This window comes from Demequina ureilytica, assembly GCF_048553575.1.
GTDB lineage: Bacteria > Actinomycetota > Actinomycetes > Actinomycetales > Demequinaceae > Demequina.
Map to the genome: position 1 here is coordinate 1,246,977 of NZ_JBLZIE010000001.1, position 19,398 is coordinate 1,266,374.

Sequence of the window (19,398 nt, forward strand, 5' to 3'; positions counted from 1 at the left end):
TCCGGCAGGTGTGAGTACGGGTCGGCGTTGCGCTTGCGCGAGAAGGACGACAAAAACTTGAGCATCATGGGCTCTCCTTGGGGATCGAGTTCTGATCCGGGAGCCAAGACGTGGGTCCGGGCTTCCGGAGCCCCACGCTGGGACAGAAAAAGTCTCGATATAGCTGGTGTCATTGCGACGGTGCTAGATCGAGACTGTGCCTACAGTCTACGCCAACGATGGTTGGCGGCCCCGCATTCCCGCGTGCTCGGCTCGGACCCCTGCCGCACGAACCTAGGAGCGGTGCGCCTTGTAGTACTCGATGAGCGACTGGGTCGAGGCGTCCTGAGAGGCGAAAGCGTCCTCGTCGCCTTGGACCGCCGGGGCAATCTGCACGGCCAGTTGCTTGCCGAGTTCGACGCCCCACTGGTCAAAGCTGTTGATGCCCCAGATCACGCCTTGAGTGAAAGTGATGTGCTCGTACAGCGCGATGAGCTGGCCGAGCACGGCGGGCGTGAGCGACGGCGCGAAGATCGACGTCGTGGGCTTGTTGCCGCTGAACGTGCGGGCCGCGACGAGGGCGCCGGTGGTGCCTTCCGCCTCGACCTCTTCTGAGGTCTTGCCGAAGGCCAGCGCCTTGGTCTGCGCCAGGAAGTTGGCGAGGAACAGGCTGTGGACGTCTTGGTCGCCGTCCTTGAGGTCGTACGCCGGGTTGACCACGGAGATGAAGTCCGCGGGGATCAGCTTCGTGCCCTGGTGAATCAGCTGGTAGAAGGCATGTTGACCGTTGGTGCCGGGCTCTCCCCAGAAGATCTCGCCGGTCTCGGTGGTCACCGGCGAGCCGTCCCAGCGCACCGACTTGCCGTTGGACTCCATGGTGAGTTGCTGCAGATACGCCGCGAATCGGTGAAGCTGCTGCGCGTACGGGAGCACGGCGTGCGACTGGGCGCCCAAGAAGTTGACGTACCAGATGTTGAGCAGCCCCATGAGGACGGGGACGTTCTCCTCGAGCGGGGTCTCGGCCACGTGCGTGTCCACAGTGTGGAAGCCGTCGAGCAGTTCGCCGAACACGTCCGGGCCGAGCGCGATCGCGAGCGAGAGGCCGATGGCGGAGTCGACGCTGTAGCGGCCGCCCACCCAGTCCCAGAATCCGAACGCGTTGTCGGTGTTGATGCCAAAATCCGCCACCTTGTCGAGCGCGGTGGAGACGGCGACGAAGTGGTGCGCGACCGCATCGGCCCGCTTGGCGTCGTCGGAGACGTCGACGCCCGCGGCGTCGAGCTGCTCCCAGAGCCAGGCGCGGGCCAGGCGCGCGTTGGTGAGGGTCTCGAGCGTGGTGAAGGTCTTGGAGGCGACGATGAACAGCGTGGTCTCGGGGTCGAGGCCCTTGACCTTCTGGCCCATGTCGGTGGGGTCGATGTTCGAGACGAATCGCGCGGTGATGCCGGCGTTCGCGTAGGGCTCGAGTGCCTCGTAGACCATGACGGGACCGAGGTCGGAGCCGCCGATCCCGATGTTCACGATCGTCTCGACCTTTTTGCCGGTGACGCCGGTCCACTCGCCGGAGCGCACGCGGTCCGCGAACTCGTTCACCCGGCCGAGGACTTCCTGCACGTCCTCGTCAATGTTCTGGCCGTCGACGACCAGCTCGGGGGACGCGTCGGCCGGCCGGCGCAGCGCGGTGTGCAGCACGGCGCGGTCCTCGGTGGTGTTGATGTGCTCGCCCGCGAGCATGGCCTGGTAGCGGTCGAGGACTCCGGTCTCGTCTGCGAGCTTGACCAGGCTGGCGAGGATCTCGTCGGTGACGAGGTTCTTCGACAAGTCGACGTAGAGGTCGCCCAGGGGCAGGCTCATGCGCTTGACGCGGCCGGCATCGGCGGCGAACCAGCCGCGCAGGTCGGGTGCGAAGTCGCGGTGGTGGGCCTCGAGCTCGGCCCAGGCGGAGGTGGCGGTGGCATCAATGGGTGAGTTCACGCCTCCCAGGCTAGTGGGCTTGCGTGGCGGCGTCACGGGGACTTGCGGCGCGGCCGATGCGCGGGCTGGGCGGTCAGTCCTCGCCGGCTTCCGCTTTGGGTCGGGGCGCGAGGGTCTGAATCACAATTCCTGCCGTCACCAGGCCCGCCGCGAGAGGGAGCGCGAAGTTGTGCAGCAAATTGGTGATGAAGGCATGCACGTGGAGTGCGATTTCGGCATTCGCCCCCACCAAGTCTTGGAACCACCACGTGAGGTCGGCCCCATACTGAAACAGGAGGGAACCGACCACCACGAGCACGGCGGCCCAGATGAGGCAGCGCTTGGCGACCGGGTGCATGGGCGACACCGTACCAAGCGACACTCAGTGCCGGACAGGGGGCCGCGACCTCGTGTAGGCGACAACCAGTGCCGGACAGGGGTTAGTCGGGGTCCAGGTTTGGGGTGACGACCTCCTGGCCTTGGACGTACACGCCGGCGATCGCGGGCTGACGAAGCCCCATCAGCAGCGTGAACAGCTCCTCGAGCGTCGCCTCGGCCTCGTCGTCCGAGCGGATGCCCATGGTGAGCATGCCGTCCAGCGGCTCCCAGCGGGACTTGTCGATCAGCAGGAAGTCCGCCTCCTTGCCCACGTCGAGATTGCCGAAGGCGTGCTCCATGTCGAGCGCGCGGGCGCCGGCCAGGGTCGCGGCGAACAGCAGCTCGGCAGGGTGCAGCGCGGTGCCGGCGTCGCCGTCCTCCGAGATGTGGACCTTGTAGCAGTCGCCCGCCACGCGGGAGATCAGCCACTCGTCGCCCGCGCCGATGTCGGTGCCGAGCGCGACGTTCACGCCCGCGTCCATGGTGGCCTGCCACGGCATGGTCCCCGAGCCCAAGAACAACTGGGAGGTGGGGCAGTGCGCGATCGAGGTGCCGGTCTCCGCCATGCGGGCGAGTTCGCGCGGCTGCGAGTGGACGGCGTGCGCGAGCGACGAGCGCCGGCCCAGCAGCGTGCGCCCGCCCTCCCTGGACCCGCTCAAGAACTTGCCGTCGTACGTGTCGAGGTAGGTCTCGACGCCGTAGGTCCCGAGCACCGCTGCAATCTCGCCGTCGCCCTTGCGGTTGTTCTCGTTGAGGTGGCTGTGGAAGTACACGCCGCGCATGCGCGCCTCGTCATAAAGCTCGCCGAGCGCCCCAAGGGTCTGGGCCGTGACCGACAGCGAGAAGCGCGGCACGATCGCCACCTGCACGCGCGCGGTGCGCGGGTCCCCGGTGTCGACAGCGTGCCAGTGGTTGATTTCCTTGGCGACCAGGTCCAGCGCGGTCTTCTCGTCGGTGATGAGGGCCGATGCGGTATCCGGTCCCACCGTCTGTATTCCGCGGCCGGAAACGATGCGCAGGCCCGAGGCGAGAGTTTCGCGGTACAGAGCGTCCTGCGCCACCGGGAAGGCGCTGCCGAACACCATCGCCGCCGTGGTGCCCGCCGCGATCCGCCGACGCGTGAAGTATCGCGCCGCGCGGCCCGCGAACTCCGGGTCGGCGTACTGAGTCTCGGTGGGGAAGATGCAGTGGTCGAGCCACTCGAGCAGCTGGCCGCCGCCATGGGCCGCCGTGGCGTAGGACTGCGGGAAGTGCACGTGAGAGTCGACGAATCCGGGGATCAGGTAGTCGGCGCGGGTGACCGGGGCGCTCGCGTATTCGGCGGGCAGCTGCGCGTATGGGCCGATCCAGCCGATCTCACCGTGCTCGCCGCTCACGACCAGGGCGCCGTCCGGAATCGACACGAGCGCCTCCGTCACGCCCTGCTGGCTCGGGGAGCCGGCGATGTGGAAGATGTGCGCGCGGAACACGCGCACCCCCGGGGTCTGTGTCATTCCGGCGCCGCTCAGACGAGGCCGGAGTACTGGGACCACGCGGGGCCCGCATCGGGAGCATCGTCCCTGATGGCGCTGGCGTGGATGAGGCCGTAAGGGCGGTCGTCGGCGTGGAAGACCTCGCCCTGGGCGTCGATGCCGAACCGCCCCAGGTCGTACTCGAAGTGATGCTTGTTGGGCGCGGACATGCGCACCTCGACGAGCTCGGGCACGGCCTCGAGCGCCGCGGTGCCCATGGCGTACAGCGTCTGCTGCAGCGCAAGCGAATGGAGCTCCGCGAACGTGCTCGTCATCGCGCGCTTGATGGTCGCGTATGCCGCGTTCCAATCGACCTCCGTGCCGTCGAACCGCCACTTGGCGTTCAGTGCGGTCGCCATGATGCGGTCCGTCGTGGGCTCGAGCACGGTGAACTCGTCCTCTAGGAAGCCGTGGAACTCGCTGCCCGTGGACTTCAGGATCACCAGGTCCTTGAGGCCGCCCGTCACCCAGGTGCGCCGCGCATCGGCCGTGCCCGTCACCGTGACCGACGCCGTCCGCACCTCCTGGCCCGAGCGCACCCAGGTGTGGTCGTGGCCGGCGCCGCTGCCGTCGGCGTCCACCCGCGTCCAGTCGTACTGCTCGACCTCGATCCGGGCCTCGCGCACCGGCGCGACATCGTCGACAAAGTGCGTGGCGAGGGCGAGCGCATACTCCTCGATCGACTCGAGCCCCACGGTCTTGGCGTAGGCGTACGCGGTTTGCTTCTGGCTGTCCGTAGGGAGCACCGTGCCCTGGTCGCCGTTCAGGTGCGCCGCATCGAAGTCGCCACGCAGGCACGTCGACACGTTGACGTCCGCGATCTCGTGCCGCGCGGTGTCGCGCACGATCCTGACGATGCGGTTCTCCGCCTTGCCGTACTGGTGGTCCCCGAGGACGATCGCCATGGCCCTGCCTTTCACCTTTGCGCGCCTAGTTGCGCACCCATCAATGACCTCACGCTATACATGCTTGGTTTCGGCGGCGTTTCGCGGCGGCACTTCTCACGCTCAACGCGGCGCCGAGACCGGCCGAGCCCCTCAGCCAGCGCTCATTGCTCCGACCCCGGGCCGCTCGATCAAGCGGCCGGCGAGGGGCGCATCGGGCACGAGCGGATGTGCCTGAGCGCCGCCCACCCAGGTGCGCGTGGCCTGGCCGGCGAGCGAGCGTCCGTGGAAGGCGGAGACCTTGTTGCGATGCTCGAGGCCGCCTGCCTCGACGGTCCACGTGCGTCCCGGAGCGAACGCCACGAGGTCGGCTCGCGCACCCTCACGAATCACGCCCTTGTCCTCCAGGCCGGCGAAGGTCGCGGGCTTCGAGGTGAGCCACGACACGGCGGTCTCGAGTGCGATCCCGCGCGTCGCCGCACCCGAGGTGACGGCCGAGAGCATCACCTGCAGCCCCGAGATGCCTCCCCATGCGCGGGCGAAGTCGCCGTCGGCGCCCACCTTGAGCTCGGCGGTCGCGGGCGAGTGGTCGGAGGCCACGAAGTCGATGGTGCCGTCGGCCAGAGCGGCCCACAGCGCCTCGCGATTGTCCTCGTCACGCACAGGCGGGCAGCACTTGAATTCGGTGGCGCCGTCGGGAATGTGGTCGGCATCGAAGGTCAGGTAATGCGGGCAGGTCTCCACGGTCAGCTGCAGTCCCTCGGCCTTGGCGCCGCGGATCTGATTCAGCGCCGCCGCGGAGCTCAGGTGAAGGATGTGGGCGCGGCCGCCGGTGGCTCGCAGCGCAGATATGACGGTGGCGATCGCGCTCGTCTCGGACGCCACCGGTCGCGACGCGACGAAGTCCTCGTAGTAGCGGCTGCCCGCGTACTGCTCGAGGCGGTCCGGGTCCTCGGCGTGGACGATCACGAGCCCACCGAACCGGGCCGTCTCCGCCAGTGCTTCCCTCAGCTGCGTCGTGCTGAGGTGAGGGAACTCGTCGACTCCCGAGGGGGACAGGAAGGCCTTAAAGCCGAACACCCCGGCCTCATGCAATGGCTCAAGTGCACCCAGGGAATCGGGGACCGCACCGCCCCAGAACCCGATGTCCACCGCAGCATTGTCGGCCGCGGCGGCGCGCTTGGACTCAAGGGCGGTCACGGTTGTGGTGGGCGGGATCGAGTTGAGTGGCATGTCGATGATGGTGGTCACACCGCCGGCGGCCGCGGCGCGGGTCGCGGTAGCGAAGCCCTCCCAGTGGGTGCGCCCCGGCTCGTTGACGTGGACGTGGGTGTCGACGACGCCGGGGATCAGCACCTCGTCGGTGGGTAACGCGACCGTCTGCGTCGCGGACCATTCCGCGTGACGCGGGCCGATGCGTGCGATCACGCCCCTGCTGACTCCCACCGCGGCGCGTTTCCACTTTCCGTCGATCAGCACCCGGTCGGCGCGCACTACGAGGTCGAAGTCCGTCATGGCGCGAGAGTACGGCGTCGATGTTGCGCGTGCGTGTCGAAAGAGTGACGCGGGGGCGCAACGCACGCGAAACCTCATCGGCCTAGATTGGGCTCATGTTGGAGATTGCCGCCGAGCTCGAGCGTGCTCTCGACGCCGGCCACAGGGTGGGCGTCGTGACCGTTGCGGCGGTGCACGGCTCGGCGCCGCGCACCGTGGGGTCCGCGATGGCTGTGACCTCGACCGGCGACGTGATCGGCGCGATCTCGGGCGGCTGTGTGGAGTCGGAGGCGCACGAGCTCGCCCGTGCTGCCCTCGACGGCCGTGCCGCGCCATCGAGCACGCTCGGGCTTTCCGACGGGGATGCGCTCGCGGCCGGCCTCGCGTGCGGCGGTCACCTCACCGTGGTGGTGAGCGTGCTGTCACCGGCCGATGCGGGCGTGCGGGAGCAACTGCGTGCGGCATCGTGCGGCGAGGCTGCGGCACTCGACGTCGCCCTCGACGATGGTGCGGTGACGCCAGCCGCGACCGCATCGCACCCGTGGCTCGACGCCGGCATCCTCCACCTCGCGCGTCCACCCGCGCCGCGGCTGATCATCGTGGGTGCGGTCGACTTCTCCTCGGCGCTCGCGACGGCGGCGCGGCCGCTCGGCTACCGCATCACGGTGGTCGATGCCCGGCCGGCCTTCGCGACCACCGCCCGCCATCCGGACGCGCACGAGGTGATCCGCGCGTGGCCGGGAGAGTACCTGGCCGGTACCGAGGTCCGCCCGCGAGATGCGATCTGCATTCTCACTCACGAGGAGCGGTTCGACATCCCTGCGCTGGTGTCGGCGCTCGCCACCGAGGCTGCCTATGTGGGGGCCATGGGCTCGCGCCGCACGGATGGTCGGCGCCGGGAGCTGTTGCGCCAGGCTGGTGTCCAAGAGGCCGCGTTGTCGCGCCTGCGGAGCCCCATCGGCCTCGACCTCGGTGCCGTGACGCCCGCGGAGACCGCCGTCTCGATCGTGGCCGAGATCGTCGCGGGCAAGTCCCGGGCGCCACGCCTCAGCGAGACATCGGGACCGATCCACGCCCGCGCCTGACCCTCATCCCCAGGGTGGTCAGCCCGCCGCGAGCCGCCACACCCGATCGCGCGACATCGGCAGCTCCTGCGGCCTGACCCCCAGTGCCCGGCGGATCGCGTTCGCCAGTGCCGGCGCCACAGGGTTGTAGGGCGACTCCGACATGGCCTTCGCCCCATAGGGACCCAGCTCGTCGGAGGTGGTCGCGAACAGCACCTCGGTGCGCGGCACGTCCGCCATCTGCGGCACCCGGTACTGGCGGAAAACCGGGTTCGCGACCGCGCCCTCCGCATCAACGAGGACCTCCTCGTACAGGGAGGAACCGATGCCCTGCGCGACGCCGCCCTCGATCTGCCCACGGCACTGCTCGGGATTCATGACGGTCCCGGCGTCCGCGGACTGCACGGATCGCAGGATCTGCACCTCCCCGGTGTCGCGGTTCACGGCAACGCGAAATGCCTGCACGTTGTAGGACACGGAGCGCACGAGCTGGTTGAGGGACGCCTCTGCGTACGCGAAGCCGTCGCGCTCATGCTCCGCGTCCACGGCCGCCACGAGGTCGGCGAACACCACGGTGGTATCGGCGGACCGCACCCCTTCCGCCACGAGAGAGCACTCGCTGGTCTCCACCCCGAGCACCCGAGCGCCGGCAACCACTAGCGCTTTGCGCAGCTCGAGGCATGCCACGTGGAGTGCCTTGCCCGCGACGGTGATTCCGGCCGAGCCAAACGCGCCGGTGTCGTACGAGACCGCGTCCGTGTCCGAGTGCGTGATCTCGACCCGCGCGCGGGGAACGCCCATCACTTCCGAGACGATCTGCGAGTGCACGGTGACGGTGCCGTTGCCGAACTCTGCGGTGCCGACCCCCACATGGAAGACGCCGTCCACGCCCACGCTCACCGAGGCGACGGCCCGGTGGCCACGTGGCGGCAGCGTCGCGATCATCGATGCGGCCATCCCCTCGCCGGTGACCCAGGCGTCGCCCGCGGGCGCCTGGACGTCGTCCGGCGCGTCGAGCCCGGCTCGCGCCAGCTCGAGGCACTCGTCGAGCCCGTACGAGCCGAAGATGAGGTCCTGGTCCGGTGCGCCGGCGACGACGAACGGATCCCCCGGCCGCGCGGCGTTGAGGCGACGCAGCTCGTATGGGTCCATGTCGAGCCTGATCGCGAGCTCGTCGAGAGCGGATTCGATCGCGAAGATCACCTGTCCCAGGCCGTAACCACGGAACGCCCCGGACGGCACATTGTTCGTGTAGACCGCCTCAGCGTCTAGGCGCTTGGCGGGCGCGCGGTAGAGGGCGATCGACTCGTGGCAGCCGTGGAACAGCACGCCCGTCGCGTGGTTGCCGTAGGCGCCCGTGTCGCTCAGCGCGTCGACGGCCAAAGCCGTGAGCCGTCCAGTGAAGTCGGCGCCCACCCTCACCTTAACGCGGAACGGGTGACGCACGGAGGTGCGGATGAACGCCTCCTCCCGCGTCATCTCGTACGCCACCGGTCGCCCCACGGCGAGAGTCGCCACCGCGGCGATGTCCTCCGTGAACATCTCCTGCTTGCCGCCGAACCCGCCGCCCACTCGCGCGGTAAACACGCGCACGGTGGCGGGATCGCGCCCGAGCAGGCGCGCGAGCTCGTCCCGCACGAGGAACGGGACCTGCGAGCTGGTGCGCACCGTGAGTCGCCCGTCCTCGTCGACCCACGCGATGGATCCGTGCGTCTCCAGCTGGGCGTGCGTCACGCGCGAGGTCGTCCAGGTGCCCTCTGTGGTCACGGCCGATGCGGCCAGCACCTTGTCGACATCGCCCACTTCGCTGTGCGCGGCAGCGACGACGTTGCGACCGGCGTCCACGACGCGATCGTCCGGGCCGAGCGTGCCGTGAAGCAGTGGTGCCCCGGGGGCGCGCGCGGCCTCGGGGTCGAGCACGGACGGCAGAACCTCGTAGTCGACGTCGACCAGGCGCGCCGCCTCCTTGGCAATGCCCGCGCTCTCGGCGACTACCGCGGCCACGCGCTGCCCGATGAACCGCGCAGTGTCGTCAAGCACCCGGGTGTCGTCCGCATCGTCCGTACGGTGCTCGTGGCGTCCGGTGGAGTAGCGAGCCGAGGGCACGTCCTCGTGGGTGAGGACCGCCAGCACGCCTTCCATGGCGAGCGCGCGCGACGAGTCGATCCCGAGGATCCGCGCGTGAGCGTGCGGGGACCCCACGACCGCAAGGTGTGCGGTGCCGGCGGGCACCTCGTCGAACGTGAAGGGCTCGCGCCCCTGGACCACGCGCCGCGCGGCCGGCGGGGAAGCCGCGGCGCCGACCCCCTCGATGCCAGCCCCCGCATCGTCCGCACGAGCGTTCCTGGTCGCGCGGTCGTGGCCCCGAGCGCAACCGCCGCACCCCTCGCGGGCGTCACCGCAGTGCTGGATCGACTCCTCGATGGCGCGGTATCCGGTGCACCGGCACAGGCTGCCGCGCATCTGGCGAGCGAGGTCATCCGCCTGCCCCTTGGGGAGGGTAGATGCCGCGACGACCATGCCGGGCGTGCAGAATCCGCACTGAAACCCGAAGTGGTCGACGAAGGACTCCTGCAGCGGGCTCAGCTCGTCGCCCGGCGCGAGACCGGCGGCGGTGGTGATCTCGGCTTCTGCCGCGCGAAAGGCGGGGGTGATGCACGAGTGCACCGCCGTGCCGTCGACGAGGACGGTGCAGGCTCCGCAGTCGCCCGTGTCGCAACCCTTCTTGACGGCGGTGTGGCCGGCGTCGCGCAGGAAAGTGCGCAGACACTGACCGGGCGCGGGTGTAACTGCGACGTCCTCGCCGTCGACCCTCACTGCGCCAGCTCCTCGCGCACCTCGGCCAGCAGCACCGCGCTGACCTGGCGCCGCCAGTCGGCCGAGCCGAGGGGGTCGGTGTAGTAGCCAGTCGCGCCTCGCACATCAGCCTCCAGACGCTTGGCCTCTGGAAGCGACGGGTATCGCAGGACAGTCGGGATGAGCGTTGCGGCGGTGATGACGAAGGTGCAGGCGCCTTCCAGGTCCCGTCGGCCCGTCAGCAGCGCGCCGGACCGGCCGTGCTGGGCGAGAGCGATGCGGCGGCTGGCGGTGAGCGCACCGAGGGCGGCCCCGGGCACCACGACGTCGCGCAGCACGTCAGTGGGGGCGAGAGAGGTGGTGCCGTTGCCGGTGGGCAGACTCGCGACCGGCACCACGGAATCGGTGCCGTCCGCGTGCCAGATGGTCGCGGTGGCGTCCAGGGTCGCGGCGAGCGCCACCATCGACGAGGCAGCGTATGAGCGCACGATGTTGCCTCCGACGGTCGCGGCTGCGCGCACCTTGAAGCTCGCCAGCAGCGACTCCGCGGATTGCGTGAAGAGCGGGGCCGCCGGATAGGGGGCCGTCGTGGCCCAGCGCTCCAGGCCTCCGATCGTGGTCATGGCGCCGATGCGCAGGTCGCCTGCCGTGGTCACGTCCAGCTCGTCCCAGCGCAGTCCGGACAGGTCCACGAGACCCGTGACGCCGGGCTGGTCGTCCGAGAACATCCAGGTGCCGCCCGCGAGGTACCGCTCGCCCGGGCCCAGCGTGAGGTCAGCGCGCGAGCGCGCGATCCGCACTGCCTGAACCGCCGTCAGATCCACGTCTCCACCTTCGCTCTGCGGCCTTGGTACGGCCGCCTCGCGGGCCGTCATCCCATGAATCTGCCACGAATGTGAGGCAGTCCCGCGCCATTTCGGGCGAAATTTACTTCCGCGAAACACCCGTGGTTCGACGGCCGCGGTGCCGCGCAACGCTCTCCCCGCAGGGGCGGTGCGGTTCCTAGGAAGCCGCTGCGGCACGCCCCACGGCTGGCATTACCACGTTCGCTCCGCACAGCACGACGCCGATGCGCGAACCAGGCTCGGGCGTCCAGCGCCCGGTCAGCAGTGCGGCGAAGGGGGCGGCGACGCCGGGTTCGACGACCACGCGCAGCAAGCGCCACAACCGTGCCTGGGCATCGAGCACCTCGTCGTCCGTCACCACCACGGATTCCGCCGCGGCACGGGACAGTGCTGCCCACGGCACATCGCCGATGCGGCGGGCACCCAGGTGGTCCGCGGCCACCCCGGAGACGGGCACCGTCACGGGGCGTCCCGCCTCGACAGCGGCGGCATACGACGCGGTGCCTGCGGTCTCGCAGCCGATGATGCGCATGCGATCTCCGCACCATGCTGCCGCGCCGCCGGCGAGGCCGCCCCCGCCCACCGCCAGCATCATCGCGTCGAGCTCGCGGCCGGACGCGGCGCGGTCGTCCTGGTCGAGCTCCATCGCTACGGTGCCTGCGCCAGCCATGACGATCGGATCGTCGAAGGCCTCGATGCTGGTCGCGTCGTGGGTGGCGAGGTACTCGTCCGCCGCGTCGCGGGCGTCGCCGTAGGTGACGCCTATCGAATGGACCTGCGCATCCAGGCTGAGCAGCCGCTCCACCTTGGACGGATTCGCCGTGGTGGGGACGAAGATGTGCGCCTCGTGCCCGAACTCGCGGGCGGCGTACGCGACGGCCGCACCGTGGTTCCCGCCGGAGGCGGCGACGATCCCGGTCGGTCCGATGGGCTGAGTGGCCACGTAGTGAGTGGCGCCGCGGGCTTTGAAGGCGCCCGTCACCTGCAGGAACTCCAGTTTGAACACCAAGGTCGCGTCGATGCCGAGCGTCTGGCCGGGGATCTCGATGTTCGGCGTGCGGCGCACGTGGGCCGCGATGGCCCGGCTGGCGTTCGCGATGTCGTCTGGCGTGGGGATGTTGCTCACGGGACCAGTCTGCCGTGCCGCGCGGCCGAATGCCCGGGCCCCGCGCCCCACCCCTGTCCGGCACTCATTGTCGCCGTGACGAGGTCGGACCGTCCTGTCCGGCACTCATGGACTGCTGGGACTTCTCATCCACCTTCGGCCGAGAAGTGCATCCAGTCCTCGCGGCCGTCCCAGTGGCCGCCCCACGTCCAGCCCATCTCCTCGAAGGCGTCGTAGACGATGCTGGGGTCGTAGATCATGCCGTCGCGCTCCCAGCTGCGGTCGAGGTAGGCCTCGGACAGCTCGGGGAACAGTTCCTCGCCCTTGTAGTACGGGTTGTGGAACGGGTTGATGTCGATCGCGAGCCCCTTGGAGTGCTCCGACCACACCGTCGCGGCGCCCACGACCCGGCGGCACCAGAACGCACTCGTAATGTTCTGGTCGCCGGTGGGCGGCGACAGGTGCTCCTCCAGGGAGATCACCCGCATCTCCTCGATGGGGAAGCGGCCCTCGTAGATGGTCTCGAATGCGCCCACCACGTCCTCGGCATGGTCGCGGTGGACGATCATCTCGCCCAGGTGGGGCTGCTGGTCGAATCCCCAATACGTCATGGTGAGGTAGCTCAGCTCGTCGAGACCCACGGGGCACTCGGGCCGCCACGAGGACCGCTCCGCGACGTCGTCTGGGACCTCGCTGATGGTGGACACGAACTCGTCCGTCTCGGGCTCGGGCAGCCACGGCCGGGGGGCGAGCTGACGGTCGCGCAGCTCCTCTGGAGTCGGCTTGCGCTCGCCCAGGTTGTCGGGTTGGACCTCGAGTGGAATGGTGCCCAGCCATTGGGGCCGGTCGTACATCGCGTCGTGGTCTTGCTGATCGGCGTTCAGGGTCACGGTGGGTGCGGGCTCCGGGGACGGAGTTGCGGTCGCCGTGGTGACGGCCTCGACGGTCATCGTCGGCGTGGGTGACGGCGACAGCGCGGAGCAACCGCCGAGCGTGACGGCCGCAGCGACGGTCAGGAGGGTGAGACGGAGGGACACCGCCTCAGGATAGGCGGCGAGCGTACGGCGTGGCCAGGGCCGATGCGGGGGTCGCCTTGGCAGCCGGCGTGCACCGCGCGCGTCGTGGTCGCGGGCATCGCACGTGTCGCACCTGCGTGGTGAGATAGGGGGGTGAGCAAGAAGACGGAGACCCGCGCCGCCCAGGGCGACCCACGCGCCCGCCACCGCGACCTCGTGCAGCAGGTCGAGGAGCACCGGGCCAGGTACTACGGCGATGACGCCCCCATCATCTCCGACGCTCAATACGACGCCCTCGAGCAGGAGCTGAAGGACCTCGAGGCGGAGCACCCGGAGCTCGCTGAGCCCGATTCACCTACGCAGGTGGTCGGCGCCGCGCGAGGGGACTCGGGCTTCGCCTCGGTCCGTCACCGCGAGCGCATGATGAGTCTCGACAACGCCTTCTCGCTCGACGAGATCGAGGCGTGGCTCGCGCGCATCGGCAAGGAGGCCGGCGCGCGTCGGATCGTGTGCGAGCCGAAGATCGACGGGCTGTCTATCTCGCTGACGTACGAGAACGGTGAGCTCGTCCAGGGCGTGACGCGCGGGGACGGGACCACCGGCGAGGACGTCACCGCGAATGTGCGCACCATCGAGGGGCTGCCCGACCGCCTGTCAGGCGACCACGTGCCCGCGCTTGTCGAAGTGCGGGGCGAGGTGTATCTGCCCGTCGAGGCCTTCGAGCGGCTCAACGAGCGACTGCGCGAAGAGGGCAAGGATCCCTACGCGAATCCGCGCAACACTGCCGCCGGTTCGCTCCGGCAGAAGGACTCTGCCGTCACCGCGACCCGGCCGCTCGCCGTCACGACGTATGCGCTTGGCGCTCTCGACTGGGGAGATGCGCAGCCGCACCCGAGCATCGGCACGCAGTCGGGCATCTACGAGGTCCTCGCCGAGTGGGGCATGCCCGTGAGCGAGTTCGCAAAGGTGCTCGAGGGGATCGGTCGCATCGAGTCGTACCTGGTCGACCTCGAGAAGCGCCGCCACGACATGGTGCACGAGATCGACGGCGCCGTCCTCAAGGTGGACGACAGGGCGGTGCAGTCCGAGCTCGGCTCCACGTCCAGGGCGCCGCGCTGGGCGATCGCCTACAAGTTCCCGCCCGAGGAGGTGCACACGACCCTGGAGGACATCCGCGTCGACGTTGGCCGCACGGGCCGGGTGACGCCGTACGGAGTGATGACCCCGGTGACGGTCGCTGGCTCGACCGTCACGTACGCGACCCTGCACAACCAGCACGAGGTGAAGCGCAAGGGCGTGCTCATCGGTGACACCGTCGTGCTGCGCAAGGCCGGTGACGTGATTCCGGAGATCGTCGGCCCCGTCGCGGCTGCGCGCACCGGCGCCGAGCGCGAGTGGTCGATGCCTACGCACTGCCCGTCGTGCGGCACCGCCCTCGCGGAGCAGCGCGAAGGTGACAAGGACATGCGTTGCCCTAACTCGAGGAGTTGCCCGGCACAGATCATCGACCGGATCGCGTTCATCGGCTCGCGGGGCGCCTTCGACGTCGAGGTCCTCGGCGAGAAGGCCGCCGCGGCGATGGTGGAGTCCAAGGTGCTCGTGAACGAGGCGGGCCTCTTCGGCCTCACCGCAGACGATCTGCGGCGCGTGCCGCTGTTCACGCTCGACGCGGATTCCAAGAAGGACGGTGTGGTCCGCTCAGCAGGCGATTTGTCGACGAACGGCCAGCGGCTGTTGGACAACCTCGAGGCCGCCAAGGAGCAGCCGCTGTGGCGGGTGCTGGTGGCGCTGTCGATCCGGCATGTGGGGCCCACGGCGTCGCGGGCCCTGGCGACGGCGTTCGAGTCGATGGACGCAATCCGCTCCGCCTCCGAGGAGGAGCTCGCGGCAGTGGAGGGCGTGGGTCCGGTGATCGCCGAGTCCGTGCAGCGCTGGTTCGAGGTCGACTGGCACGTCGACATCGTGGAGCGGTGGGCCGCGGCCGGAGTGCGCATGGCCGACGAGCGCGACGAGTCGATCGCCCGCACCCTCGAGGGGCTCACCATCGTCGCCACAGGCTCGCTCGAGAACTTCACGCGCGACTCCGTGAAAGAGGCGATCATCACGCGCGGAGGCAAGGCCGCATCGTCCGTATCCAAGAAGACCGATTACGTGGTGGTGGGCGCGAACGCGGGCTCCAAGGCCGCCAAGGCCGAGGAGCTCGGCGTGTCCACGCTCGACGAGGCCGGGTTCGAACGGCTGCTCGCCGAGGGGCCGCCAGCAGACGCTGAGGGCTGATCACCGCCCCGCTCGCGGGCGCGTGAGGTGGGCTACATTGGATTCCAGCCCGCCTGCAGGTCGTCGAAGGAGAGTCATGGCCGAGACCATTCGCATCGTCGATCCGAGCGAGTCGAGCCGGCTCACCGAGATCGGCCAACTCACCGCCCTGGCCTACCTGGCGGACGGCCTCGTCGACCAGGCGCACCCCTACATCCCGCAGCTCAAGGACGCCCATGCGCGTGCCGAGGAGGCGATGCTGCTGATGATGGTGGACGGCGAATCGGGCGAGGGCCCCGTCGTGGGAACCATCACGGTGGTGCCGCCGGGTTCGAGCTTCGTGGAGCTCGCTCAAGGCGATGAATTTGAACTGCGCATGCTCGCGGTGTCGCCGATCGAGCGCGGCCGTGGCATCGGCGCGAAGCTCACGCGGGCCGCGATGGACCTCGCGGTCGAATGGGGCGCGTCGCGGATCGTGCTGTCGACCATGGAGTCCATGCACGTCGCGCACCGACTGTACGAGCGCATGGGCTTCGAGCGGCGTGAGGACCTCGACTGGACCGTCATCGACAACGAGGACGGCACCGTCTCGAAGGTGTCGGAGGCCGAGGGTGGGATTCGGCTCATCGGCTACTCCTGGGAGCCCAGACCCGCCGATTGACCGGTTGCCGCGTCGACGCAAGCGCCGGGGGAATCGACGTTTGCGTCGCCACTAGACTCGTGGGCATGTCACTTGAACGCGCAGACGTGGCGCGCCTCGCGGCGCTCGCCCGGATCGATATGACCGACGAGGATCTCGACCGGCTGGGCGGCCAGCTGAACGCGATCGTCGACTCGGTGGCCAAGGTCGCTGAGGTCGCCGGTGACGACGTTCCCGCCACGAGCCACCCGATCCCGATGTCCAACGTGCACCGCGAGGACGTGGTCCGTCCCTCGCTCACGCAAGAGGCCGCGCTGTCAGGTGCGCCCGAGGCCGAGGACGGCCGGTTCCGCGTGCCTCAGATCCTGGGGGAGGAGGCATGACGGCCCCCCGGGACTTGACCCGTTTGAGCGCCGCGCAGATGGCGGCCGCTCTCCGTGCAGGCGAGATCACGTCGGTAGAGCTCACTCAGGCCCACCTCGACCGCATCGCGGCCGTGGACGGCGACGTCCACGCGTTCCTGCACGTGAATGCCGAGGGTGCGCTCGCCACTGCGCGCGAGGTTGATGAGGCGCGTGCCGCAGGGGAGGAGCTGCCTGCCCTCGCCGGCGTCCCCATCGCCATCAAGGACATCCTCGTGACGCAGGGCATGCCCACGACGGCGGGCTCGCGGATCCTCGAGGGGTGGGAGCCGCCGTACGACGCGACGGTCACCCGCAAGGTGCGCGAGGCGCGCATGCCTATCCTCGGCAAGACCAACATGGACGAGTTCGCGATGGGCTCATCCACCGAGCACTCGGGCTACGGCCCCACCCACAACCCGTGGTCGCTCGACCGCATCCCTGGTGGTTCGGGCGGCGGCTCCGCGGCCTCGATCGCGGCATGGGAGGCCCCACTCGCGATCGGCTCCGACACGGGCGGCTCGATCCGTCAGCCAGCCTCCGTGACCGGCACCGTGGGGGTGAAGCCCACGTACGGCGGTGTCTCCCGCTACGGCGCGATCGCGCTTGCGAGTTCGCTGGACCAGCTGGGCCCGTGCGCACGCAGCGTCGAGGACGCCGCGCTCCTGCACGAGGTCATGGGCGGTCACGACCCCATGGATGCCACCAGCCTTGACGAGCCGATTCCTGGTTGTGTCGAGGCGGCACGTCAGGGCCGCGACGGCGACCTGAGCGGCGTGCGGGTGGGCGTCATCAAGGAGCTCTCGGGCGAGGGTTACCAGGCCGGTGTCGAACAGCGCTTCGAGGAGGGGCTCGACAAGCTCCGCGCCCTGGGCGCCGAGGTGGTGGAGGTCTCCTGCCCGAGCTTCGAGTACGCCCTCGCGGCGTACTACCTGATCCTCCCCGCAGAGGCGTCGTCCAACCTGGCGAAGTTCGACTCGGTGAGGTTCGGAATGCGAGTCGAGAAGGGCACGATCGAGCGCACCATGGCCGCGACCCGTGCCGCAGGGCTCGGAGACGAGGTCAAGCGCCGCATCATGCTGGGCACGTACGCGCTGAGCGCGGGGTACTACGACGCGTACTACGGGTCCGCCCAGAAGGTGCGCACCCTGATCCAGCGCGACTTCGCCGCGGCATTCGAGCAGGCCGACGTGCTGGTGAGCCCCACCACACCGACGACGCCGTTCAAGATCGGCGAGCGCATCGACGATCCGCTCGCGATGTATCTCAACGACGTGGCGACGATCCCCGCCAACCTGGCCGGCATCCCCGGCATGTCGCTGCCGTCCGGCATCGCGCCCGAGGACGGGCTTCCCACGGGATTCCAGATCCTCGCCCCCGCGCACGAGGACGCCCGTCTCTACCGCATCGGCGCGGCGCTCGAAAAGGCGCTGACCGACGAGTGGGGCGGCCCCTTGGCCGCCCAGGCCCCCGAGCTGGAGGTGGCATAAGTGACCGCCCTGACGTACGAGCAGGCCATGGAGCAGTTCGACCCGGTGTTCGGGATCGAGGTCCACGTTGAGCTCAACACCGCGACCAAGATGTTCTGCGGCTGCGCCAACCAGTTCGGCAACGAGCCCAACACGCAAGTGTGCCCGGTGTGCTTGGGACTGCCTGGCTCCATGCCGGTGACCAACCAGAAGGCCGTCGAGTCCGCGATCCGCTTGGGGCTCTCGCTGGGCTGCCAGATCCGGGAGTCGAGCCGGTTCGCGCGTAAGAACTACTTCTACCCGGACCTCGCGAAGGACTATCAGATTTCGCAGTACGACGAACCCACATGCTTCGAGGGCAGCCTCGACGTGGTGCTCGATGACGGCGAGGTCTTCACCATCGGCATTGAGCGCGCGCACATGGAGGAGGACGCCGGCAAGAACACCCACGTGGGTGGCACCGGCGGCATCCAGGGCGCCTCGCATTCGCTGGTCGACTACAACCGCGGCGGCGTGCCGCTCGTGGAGATCGTGACACACCCCATTACGGGCGCGGGTGCCCGCACAGCCGAGGTCGCCCGTGCGTACGTGGCGACCATCCGCGACATCGTCAAGGCTCTCGACATCTCGGACGGCCGTATGGAGCAGGGGTCGGTGCGAGCCGACGTGAACCTGTCGCTGCGTGCCAAGGCCGCGCCCGGCGAGGACCAGAACCTGGTGCCGTTCGGTAAGAGAAGCGAGACCAAGAACGTCAACTCGTTGCGCGCGATCGAGCGCGCGATCCATCACGAGGCCTCGCGACAGGCCGGGCTGCTGCTGGCGGGCGAGCCCGTGGTGCAGGAGACTCGCCACTGGCAGGAAGGTACGGGCTCGACCACGCCTGGACGCTCCAAGGAGCAGGCGGAGGATTACCGCTACTTCCCGGAGCCGGACCTGCTGCCTGTCGAGCCCAGCCGCGAGTGGGTCGAGGAGCTGCGCGGCACTCTGCCGGAGCACCCCGCCAAAATGCGTGCCCGCCTCAAGGTCGACTGGGGTTTCAGCGACCTGGAGATGCGGGACGCGGTCAACGCCGATGCCCTGGACCTGATCACCTCGACCGTCGCCGCCGGGGCGTCGCCGCAGGCAGCGCGCAAGTGGTGGATGGGCGAGCTGGCCCGCACCGCGAACGATCGCGACGTTGCTATGCGTGACCTGCCGGTCACCCCGGAGCACATCGCGCAGCTCCAGGGGCTGGTCGATGAGGGGCGCATCAACGACAAGCTGGCCCGCCAGGCGCTCGAAGGCGTGCTTGCGGGGGAGGGGTCGCCGGCCGACGTGGTCGCGGCCCGCGGCCTCGAGGTCGTCTCGGACGACTCCGCGCTCGAGAAGGCCGTGGACGATGCGCTCGCGGCTCAGCCCGACGTCCTGGAGAAGATCCAGGGGGGAAAGGTGCAGGCGGCGGGCGCGATCGTGGGTGCGGTCATGAAGGCAACCCGCGGTCAGGCCGATGCTGGCCGAGTGCGGGAGATCATTCTTCAGCGCGCAGGGGTCAGCGAGTAGCGCTGGGCCTGCGCCGCCGCGCACGAGCCACGGCTTGACCTTCCACTGAAGTGGAAGGTTTACGGTGC

Annotated in this window: 15 protein-coding genes; 6 read left to right on the forward strand and 9 right to left on the reverse strand. The window is 69.5% G+C overall.

Annotated features, from left to right (window positions below; genetic code table 11):
• Nucleotides 1–273 precede the first annotated feature (273 nt).
• From pgi to allB, 5 genes are all read right to left on the reverse strand, one after another.
• Complete coding sequence (gene pgi, locus ACNI3K_RS05715) at nt 274–1,953, reverse strand: glucose-6-phosphate isomerase (protein WP_419390878.1); 1,680 nt, start codon at nt 1,951–1,953, stop codon at nt 274–276.
• A 73-nt stretch (nt 1,954–2,026) separates the two neighbouring features.
• On the reverse strand, nt 2,027–2,290 hold the full coding sequence (locus ACNI3K_RS05720) for a hypothetical protein (RefSeq protein ID WP_419390879.1): 264 nt from the start codon (nt 2,288–2,290) through the stop codon (nt 2,027–2,029).
• Between the two features lie 82 nt (nt 2,291–2,372).
• The gene (locus ACNI3K_RS05725) at nt 2,373–3,803 is read right to left on the reverse strand and encodes an amidohydrolase family protein (protein WP_419390880.1); all 1,431 of its coding nucleotides are present in this window, start codon (nt 3,801–3,803) and stop codon (nt 2,373–2,375) included.
• Between the two features lie 11 nt (nt 3,804–3,814).
• Nucleotides 3,815–4,726 carry a factor-independent urate hydroxylase gene (pucL, locus tag ACNI3K_RS05730; RefSeq protein ID WP_419390881.1) on the reverse strand — a complete coding sequence of 304 codons (912 nt, stop codon included), beginning with the start codon at nt 4,724–4,726 and terminating at the stop codon, nt 3,815–3,817.
• A 132-nt stretch (nt 4,727–4,858) separates the two neighbouring features.
• A complete protein-coding gene (gene allB, locus ACNI3K_RS05735; RefSeq protein WP_419390882.1) occupies nt 4,859–6,220 on the reverse strand; it encodes an allantoinase AllB in 1,362 nt (453 codons plus the stop codon).
• Between the two features lie 95 nt (nt 6,221–6,315).
• On the opposite strand from allB, the gene ACNI3K_RS05740 reads away from it, so the two are divergent.
• On the forward strand, nt 6,316–7,284 hold the full coding sequence (locus ACNI3K_RS05740) for an XdhC family protein (RefSeq protein WP_419390883.1): 969 nt from the start codon (nt 6,316–6,318) through the stop codon (nt 7,282–7,284).
• An 18-nt stretch (nt 7,285–7,302) separates the two neighbouring features.
• Here ACNI3K_RS05740 and ACNI3K_RS05745 read toward each other — a convergent pair whose 3' ends face one another.
• The 4 genes from ACNI3K_RS05745 to ACNI3K_RS05760 form a co-directional block, all read right to left on the reverse strand.
• Entirely contained in the window at nt 7,303–10,080 is a 2,778-nt protein-coding gene (locus tag ACNI3K_RS05745) for a molybdopterin-dependent oxidoreductase (RefSeq protein WP_419390884.1), read from the reverse strand.
• The gene (locus ACNI3K_RS05750; RefSeq protein ID WP_419390885.1) at nt 10,077–10,883 is read right to left on the reverse strand and encodes an FAD binding domain-containing protein; all 807 of its coding nucleotides are present in this window, start codon (nt 10,881–10,883) and stop codon (nt 10,077–10,079) included. The genes ACNI3K_RS05745 and ACNI3K_RS05750 overlap by 4 nt, the downstream gene beginning before the upstream one ends.
• A 178-nt stretch (nt 10,884–11,061) precedes the next feature.
• Entirely contained in the window at nt 11,062–12,030 is a 969-nt protein-coding gene (locus ACNI3K_RS05755; protein WP_419390886.1) for a serine/threonine dehydratase, read from the reverse strand.
• 125 nt (nt 12,031–12,155) lie between these two features.
• Nucleotides 12,156–13,046, reverse strand: a complete 891-nt coding sequence (locus ACNI3K_RS05760) for a M15 family metallopeptidase (RefSeq protein WP_419390887.1) — start codon at nt 13,044–13,046, stop codon at nt 12,156–12,158.
• Between the two features lie 132 nt (nt 13,047–13,178).
• Here ACNI3K_RS05760 and ligA point away from each other — a divergent pair, with 132 nt between their 5' ends.
• The 5 genes from ligA to gatB all read left to right on the forward strand — a co-directional run bounded on the left by ligA (nt 13,179) and on the right by gatB (nt 19,330).
• Complete coding sequence (gene ligA / locus ACNI3K_RS05765; protein ID WP_419390888.1) at nt 13,179–15,302, forward strand: NAD-dependent DNA ligase LigA; 2,124 nt, start codon at nt 13,179–13,181, stop codon at nt 15,300–15,302.
• A 76-nt stretch (nt 15,303–15,378) separates the two neighbouring features.
• Nucleotides 15,379–15,942 (forward strand): GNAT family N-acetyltransferase, encoded by a 564-nt coding sequence (locus ACNI3K_RS05770; protein WP_419390889.1) that lies wholly within the window; start codon nt 15,379–15,381, stop codon nt 15,940–15,942.
• 65 nt (nt 15,943–16,007) lie between these two features.
• A complete protein-coding gene (gene gatC, locus ACNI3K_RS05775) occupies nt 16,008–16,304 on the forward strand; it encodes an Asp-tRNA(Asn)/Glu-tRNA(Gln) amidotransferase subunit GatC (RefSeq protein ID WP_419390890.1) in 297 nt (98 codons plus the stop codon).
• Entirely contained in the window at nt 16,301–17,812 is a 1,512-nt protein-coding gene (gene gatA, locus ACNI3K_RS05780) for an Asp-tRNA(Asn)/Glu-tRNA(Gln) amidotransferase subunit GatA (protein ID WP_419390891.1), read from the forward strand. The genes gatC and gatA overlap by 4 nt, the downstream gene beginning before the upstream one ends.
• Complete coding sequence (gene gatB, locus ACNI3K_RS05785) at nt 17,813–19,330, forward strand: Asp-tRNA(Asn)/Glu-tRNA(Gln) amidotransferase subunit GatB (protein WP_419390892.1); 1,518 nt, start codon at nt 17,813–17,815, stop codon at nt 19,328–19,330.
• Nucleotides 19,331–19,398 lie beyond the last annotated feature (68 nt).